The 5,990-nt window shown below is 73.2% G+C and carries 7 protein-coding genes; 6 read left to right on the plus strand and 1 reads right to left on the minus strand.

All coding sequences use genetic code 11. The features are described 5' to 3' along the window. The first annotated feature begins 151 nt into the window (after positions 1-151). The 4 genes from AOK22_RS37885 (at position 152) to AOK22_RS37900 (ending at position 2,842) form a co-directional block, all read left to right on the plus strand. Positions 152-958 (plus strand): SGNH/GDSL hydrolase family protein, encoded by an 807-nt coding sequence (locus AOK22_RS37885; protein ID WP_055703188.1) that lies wholly within the window; start codon positions 152-154, stop codon positions 956-958. Positions 959-1,174: 216 nt separating this feature from the next. Next, positions 1,175-1,885, plus strand: coding sequence for an SIMPL domain-containing protein (locus tag AOK22_RS37890; protein ID WP_069887313.1), 711 nt, complete (start codon positions 1,175-1,177; stop codon positions 1,883-1,885). Between the two features lie 146 nt (positions 1,886-2,031). Beyond that, positions 2,032-2,334 carry a hypothetical protein gene (locus AOK22_RS37895; protein WP_055703190.1) on the plus strand — a complete coding sequence of 101 codons (303 nt, stop codon included), beginning with the start codon at positions 2,032-2,034 and terminating at the stop codon, positions 2,332-2,334. 133 nt (positions 2,335-2,467) lie between these two features. Beyond that, positions 2,468-2,842 (plus strand): SH3 domain-containing protein, encoded by a 375-nt coding sequence (locus AOK22_RS37900; RefSeq protein ID WP_055703191.1) that lies wholly within the window; start codon positions 2,468-2,470, stop codon positions 2,840-2,842. Between the two features lie 70 nt (positions 2,843-2,912). Here the strand turns inward: AOK22_RS37900 and AOK22_RS43820 are convergent, their stop codons facing one another. Further along, positions 2,913-3,041, minus strand: coding sequence for a hypothetical protein (locus tag AOK22_RS43820; protein ID WP_279617114.1), 129 nt, complete (start codon positions 3,039-3,041; stop codon positions 2,913-2,915). A 164-nt stretch (positions 3,042-3,205) separates the two neighbouring features. On the opposite strand from AOK22_RS43820, the gene AOK22_RS37905 reads away from it, so the two are divergent. Continuing rightward, on the plus strand, positions 3,206-4,384 hold the full coding sequence (locus tag AOK22_RS37905) for an MBL fold metallo-hydrolase (RefSeq protein ID WP_055703192.1): 1,179 nt from the start codon (positions 3,206-3,208) through the stop codon (positions 4,382-4,384). 483 nt (positions 4,385-4,867) lie between these two features. Beyond that, the coding region (locus AOK22_RS37910; protein ID WP_079037098.1) for a histidine kinase at positions 4,868-5,990 on the plus strand (1,123 nt) is incomplete at its 3' end.

Genomic DNA, 5,990 nt, shown 5'->3' on the forward strand with positions numbered 1-5,990 from the left:
CCCCCCCGAAGTGCCGCCCCCGGAACGAACCTTCGGATCCCCTCGCGCTTATTCCGCCTTGGGTGAATCTTGACCGGTGGCTTATCTCACGCCCCGTCAACCCCTCCCTACGGTGGCGTAGGTCACTTAGGGAGGTGAAAGATGTGTCTTCGTGAGCGCAGAGTCGACATCCTTCATCAATCACCCCATCAACAACGGCGTATTCAACTCCTACGCAGCGGTCGGCGACAGCTTCACCGAAGGCGTGGGTGACCCCGGGCCCGACGGCGCGTTCGTCGGGTGGGCCGACCGCCTCGCCGTCCTGCTGGACGACCGGGTGCCCGAGCACACCTTCCGGTATGCCAACCTCGCCGTCCGCGGCAAGCTGCTCGACCAGATCGTCGAGGACCAGGTCCCGCGGGCCAAGGAGCTCGCCCCCGACCTGGTGACGTTCTGCGCCGGCGGCAACGACATCATCCGCCCCGGCACCGACCCCGACGAGGTCGCCGAGCGCTTCGAGCGGGCCGTCGCCGACCTCTCCTCGGCGGTCGGCACGGTCATGGTGACCACCGGCTTCGACACCCGCGGCGTCGCCGTGCTCAAGCACCTGCGCGGCAAGATCGCCACGTACAACATGCACGTCCGCGCGATCGCCGACCGGTACGGCTGCCCCGTGCTGGACCTCTGGTCCCTCAAGACCGTCCAGGACCGTCGCGCCTGGGACGGCGACCGGCTGCACCTGTCCGCCGAGGGACACACGCGCGTGGCCCTGCGCGCCGGCCAGGTACTCGGCCTCGAGGTCCCCGCGGACCCCGACCAGGCGTGGCCCCCGCTGCCGCCGCGCGGCACGCTGGAGGTGCGGCGCGACGACATCCACTGGGCCCGCGAGTACCTGGTCCCCTGGATCGGGCGGCGCATCCGGGGCGAGAGCTCGGGCGACCACGTCGAGGCGAAGCGGCCGGACCTCATGCCGCTGTAGCTCCCCTCGGCACGGTCCCGCGGGGGAGGCTGGACCGGTGAGGTGACAGGGCGGAGTGGCGCGGACGCGGGCGCGGGCGCCGGTGCTGGGATGTCGGCGAGCCGTCCCCGGAGGGACGGACAGCCGAAGGGATCCCCTCGTATGCGCCCAGTTCGTTCAGCTCGCCCAGCCCGCGCAGGTGCGGCCGGTCCGGTACGTGCCGTCGGCGCGGTCGTCGTGGCGCTCGCCGCCCTCGGGCTGCCCGCCGCGCCGGCCCTCGCCGCCGCGTCCGCCCCCGTCGCCCCGGCCGCGGCGCCCGCGCCCGCCCCCGCGCCGACGACCGTCACCGTGACCGGTGCGGGCAGCGCGTCCGCCGCGCCCGACCTGGCCGTGCTCACCGCGGGCGTCGAGGTCACCGCGCCGACGGCGGACAAGGCGCTCGCCGCGCAGAACACCGCGGCCAAGGCGCTCCTCGCCGCCGCGCGCGAGGCGGGGGTCGCCGAGCGGGACATCCGGACGGAGAACCTCGCCCTGTCCGCCGTCTACCGCGACGAGGACGACACGTCGAAGGTGACCGGCTACCAGGCGTCCCAGGTGTTCACGCTCAAGGTCCGCGACATCGACAGGACCGGGGCTGTGGTGCAGGCGGTCATGGACGCGGCGGGCGACGCGGGCCGTGTCCACGCGGTGGCCTTCGACCTGGCGGATCCCGGGCCGCTGCGGGCCGCGGCGCGCGACGCCGCGTACGCCGACGCCCGGAGCAAGGCCGAGCAGTACGCGAAGCTGGCCGGCCGCACCCTCGGCCGCCTCGTCTCGCTGGACGAGAGCGACGGCGGGCGCCCACGGCCGGTCGCGATGCCGGTGGCCGCCGCCAAGGAGGACGTACCGATGGCGCCGGGGGAGATCCAGGACGAGGTCTCGGTGACGGCGGTGTACGAACTGAGCTGAGGCCGCGCGCGGGGGGCCGCCCGCGCGCCGCAGGTCGTGGGAGTCCTCGGACCCCTGGCTGGTCGGCGCGCGCGGCCGGCGCATGCCGTCAGTGGGCCGGGACGCCGTCGCGGTAGCCTGCCGTGGACGATCAAGGGGGTGGGGCAGTGGCCGGACGGTGGTACACCGCGCTGGGCGTCAACATCCTCCTCGGCGTCCCGGCCGTCATCCCGATATGGATGCTCTGGTACATCGCCGCCACCTCGAAGAACCCGGCACCCACGGAGAACGACGGGCTCGCGGTCGTCGTCCTCGGCTTCGGCCTCACCGTAGCGGCCTGCGGATTCCTCTGGTGGGCGGCCAACCGGCCCCTCGCCCGACGCACGGAACTCCGCGCGGCCCAGTACTGGACGCTCAGCCTCGTCGGCACCGTCCTGCCCACCGCCGCACTCATCTGCATCGCGCCCTGAGCCAGCACCCCTGCCTCTCGTAGGAGAGACGGCGTACCGCCAGGGTTTACCCGGATACCTCCCTCGTTCGACGACCCGCCCGTGGTGTTCCACCACTCTGGTCCGTGACCACATCACCTCATCGGGGGGAAGCATGCGGACTCTGCTCGGCAAGACCGGTGTCGCCGTCGGCGCCCTGGCGCTCATGGCCTCACCGCTGCTCGTCACGGCGCCGGCGTCAGCCGCCGACGCGAAGAGCTGCAGCCATGGCTTCAGCAACAAGTCGTCCAAGACCGGCCGCATCGTCGGCGATGGCGTCAACGTCCGCACCGGGCCGCACACCAGTTGCGGTTCCACCGGTGCGCTCAACTACGACGACGGCGTGTACTTCCACTGCTGGACCACCGGGACCAACGTCCACGGAGAAAGCCGGTGGTGGCACATCCGGGTCAACACGACCAACTGGCAGGGCTGGGTCTCCAACTACTACCTCCGCGCGGTCCCCCCGACAGCCGGCGAGAAGTGCTGACGCCCGCGATGCGTCAGGCCTCCGGCTGACGTTCGGCCGGGGGCCTGCGGGAGCCGGGACGGGGAAGTGGCTACTTCCGGCGGCGGTAGGTCAGCCACAGGCGGGCGGCGACGAGGCCGAGGACCACGACGCCGACCGTGATCTGCGCCCAGCGCGGGAGGGCGCCCGAGCCGGGCAGGTACAGGGCGAGGGAGATCACGGCGTGCTCCTTGGCGGGTGCGGGTGCGGGTGCGGGTGCGGGTGCAGGTTCGGGGGCGGGTGACGGCATCGGGGCTCCACGAAGGGGGCGTCGGGGCTCCGCGATGTGGCGTCGAGGGCCGTGGACATAATGGTGAGGCCTATCCACCCCTTTCAGGAGGTCCCGTGACCCGGTCCCTGATCCCCGGGCTCCGCTCGCTGCGGCCCGCCGCCTTCGGAGCGGATCCGGCGGGTGCGCGGCTGGCGCGGATCCGCAGGTCGCCCAATTTCTCCGTGGCCGAGGGCTCCTTCCAGAATCCCTTGGGGGCGCGGACCAGGCCGTCCGGCTCCTCGGTCGAGTTCGCCAAGATCTACTTCCGCAAGGAGGAGCGCGTCCGCCGCGGCCCGACCGGCACCGTCCCGGTGCACGCCACGACCCTCGCCGACCTCGCCAAGCCGCCGGCCAGTGGCCTCCGGATCACCTGGATGGGGCACTCCAGCGTCCTCGCGGAGATCGACGGGCGGCGTGTGCTCTTCGATCCCGTCTGGGGCGACCGGTGCTCGCCGTTCGCCTTCGCCGGGCCCAAGCGGCTGCACCCCGTGCCGGTGCCGCTGGAGGCGCTCGGCCCGGTCGACGTCGTGGTGATCTCCCACGACCACTACGACCACCTGGACCTGCCGACCATCAAGGCCCTGGCGGGTACGGACACGGTCTTCGCGGTGCCACTCGGCGTCGGCGCCCACCTGGAGCGGTGGGGCGTCCCCGCGGACCGGCTGCGCGAGCTGGACTGGCACGAGTCGGCGCAGGTGGCGGGGGTGACCCTGACGGCGACGCCCGCGCGGCACTTCTGCGGCCGCGGCGTGCGCAACCAGCAGCACACCCTGTGGGCCTCCTGGGTGGTGGCCGGCCCCGAGCACCGCGTCTACCACAGCGGGGACACCGGCTACTTCCCCGGCTTCGCGGAGATCGGCGCCGAACACGGCCCGTTCGACGCCACGATGATCCAGATCGGCGCGTACTCCGACTTCTGGCCGGACATCCACATGACGCCCGAGGAGGGCATGCGGGCCCATCTGGACCTCCAGGGCGGGCAGCCGCGCGGTGTGATGCTGCCGATCCACTGGGGGACGTTCAACCTCGCCCCGCACGCCTGGTCGGAGCCCGGCGAGGGCACCGTCGCCGCCGCGCGCCGTGCGGGCGCCAGGATCGCGCTGCCCTGCCCCGGCGAGCCGTTCGAACCCGCGGCCGAGGACGCCCCGGGCGCACCGTGGTGGCGCGGTGTCGCGGTCGCGCCGGAGGGGGGCTGGACCGAGCACGCGGCGGCCGACAGCGGCGAGCAGCCGGAGGCGGCGCCTGTCGGATAGCCGCCGGCCCGGTCCGGGCGGTGGAGTGTTCTTCCGGAGAAGTGATGTGCGGTGACGGCCCGCCCCCGAAGGCTCGGGGGGCGGGCCGTCACCGTTGCGTACATACGTACGGTCGCGGTGGCGGGCCGGGGTGCGGGGCCGGTGCGGGGCCGGGGCGACCCGAGCGGCGCGACGGCCGACGGTGTGACGGCCCCGCCGCCGTCGGCGAACTGATGTCCGACGGTCGAATCGCACCAGCGTACGAGGTGAATCGGACCCCCGTGCGAGGTGTCATACCAGAGCGGGACGCTGCCCCGCAGACTTTGTCAACTGCCCATCGCACATGATGCGTTGCCGACTACCGTGAGTGGCCGTCGGGCGACGCAGGGATCACGACACAGGGCTGACACCGAGACCTGCCGGCCGGCACGGCGCTGCCGCAAACATGCCGCAAGAGGAGTCGGCCGACCGCTTGACCCTCGTCGCAACACACCGAGGACGCTGATGTCTCACCTACGCGCACCGGCCGCCCGCGCCGACCGTCGAGAAGGCGGGCGGCACGGCAGGCCGGGCAGCCGCACCGCCGCTCTGCCCGAGACGCACATACGGCCCCAACTCCTGCGCATCGCGGTGCTGCCGGCCCTCGCCGTGGGCCTGAGCGCCTGCGCGGCCGTGCTCTTCACGCTGCGTTCGACCCAGGCCCGGCCGGGGCCCGTCCTGGTCGCCGTGCTCGCCGCGGCGGGCCTCGTCGGCCTCGCCGGCGTCGTCATCGCCGCCGTGGCCGCCGAGCGCACCGCGAAGTCCTTGCGCGACCGGGTGATCGGGCTGCGCCGCGTCACCGCGCGCGGCCAGTCCGAACTGCGCGGCGTCGTCGAACAGTTGCGCCGCGGCGACCAGCCGCCCGCCCGCCGCACACCGCAGCGGACGCGGCGGGGCGGCGACGAGTTCGACCAGCTCGCCGACGAGCTGACCCGCGCCCACGACGTCGCCCTCGGCGCCGTCGTCCAGGCTTCCCAGCTCTCCAGCCACGCGGGCAGCGAGCAGAAGGTCGAGGTCTTCGTGAACCTCGCCCGGCGCCTCCAGTCGCTCGTGCACCGCGAGATCTCGCTGCTCGACGAGCTGGAGAACGAGGTCGAGGACCCCGAACTCCTCAAGGGCCTCTTCCACGTCGACCACCTCGCGACCCGCATCCGCAGGCACGCGGAGAACCTCGCCGTCCTCGGCGGCGCCGTCTCGCGCCGCCAGTGGAGCAAGCCCGTCTCCATGACCGAGGTGATGCGCTCCGCCATCGCCGAGGTCGAGCAGTACTCGCGGGTCAAGCTCGTGCCGCCGATCGACGGCACCCTGCGCGGGCACGCCGTCGCCGACGTCATCCACCTGCTCGCCGAACTCGTCGAGAACGCCACGGTGTTCTCCGCGCCGCACACCCAGGTCCTGCTGCGCGCCAACCTCGTGACCGCGGGGCTCGCCGTCGAGGTCGAGGACCGCGGCCTCGGCATGCCCCTCACCGAGCAGAACAAGATGAACCGTCTGCTCGCCGACCCCGACCAGGTCAACGTCGCCAGCCTCCTCCAGGACGGCCGCATCGGCCTCTTCGTGGTCTCCGCGCTCGCCCGCAGGCACGGCG

The sequence above is a fragment of the Streptomyces silaceus genome (genome assembly GCF_001419745.1).
GTDB lineage: Bacteria > Actinomycetota > Actinomycetes > Streptomycetales > Streptomycetaceae > Streptomyces > Streptomyces silaceus.

Coding starts and splice junctions, on each gene's coding strand:
- AOK22_RS37900 (WP_055703191.1), top strand. CDS start 2,468: ATGCGGACTCTGCTCGGCAAGACCGGTGTCGCCGTCGGCGCCCTGGCG.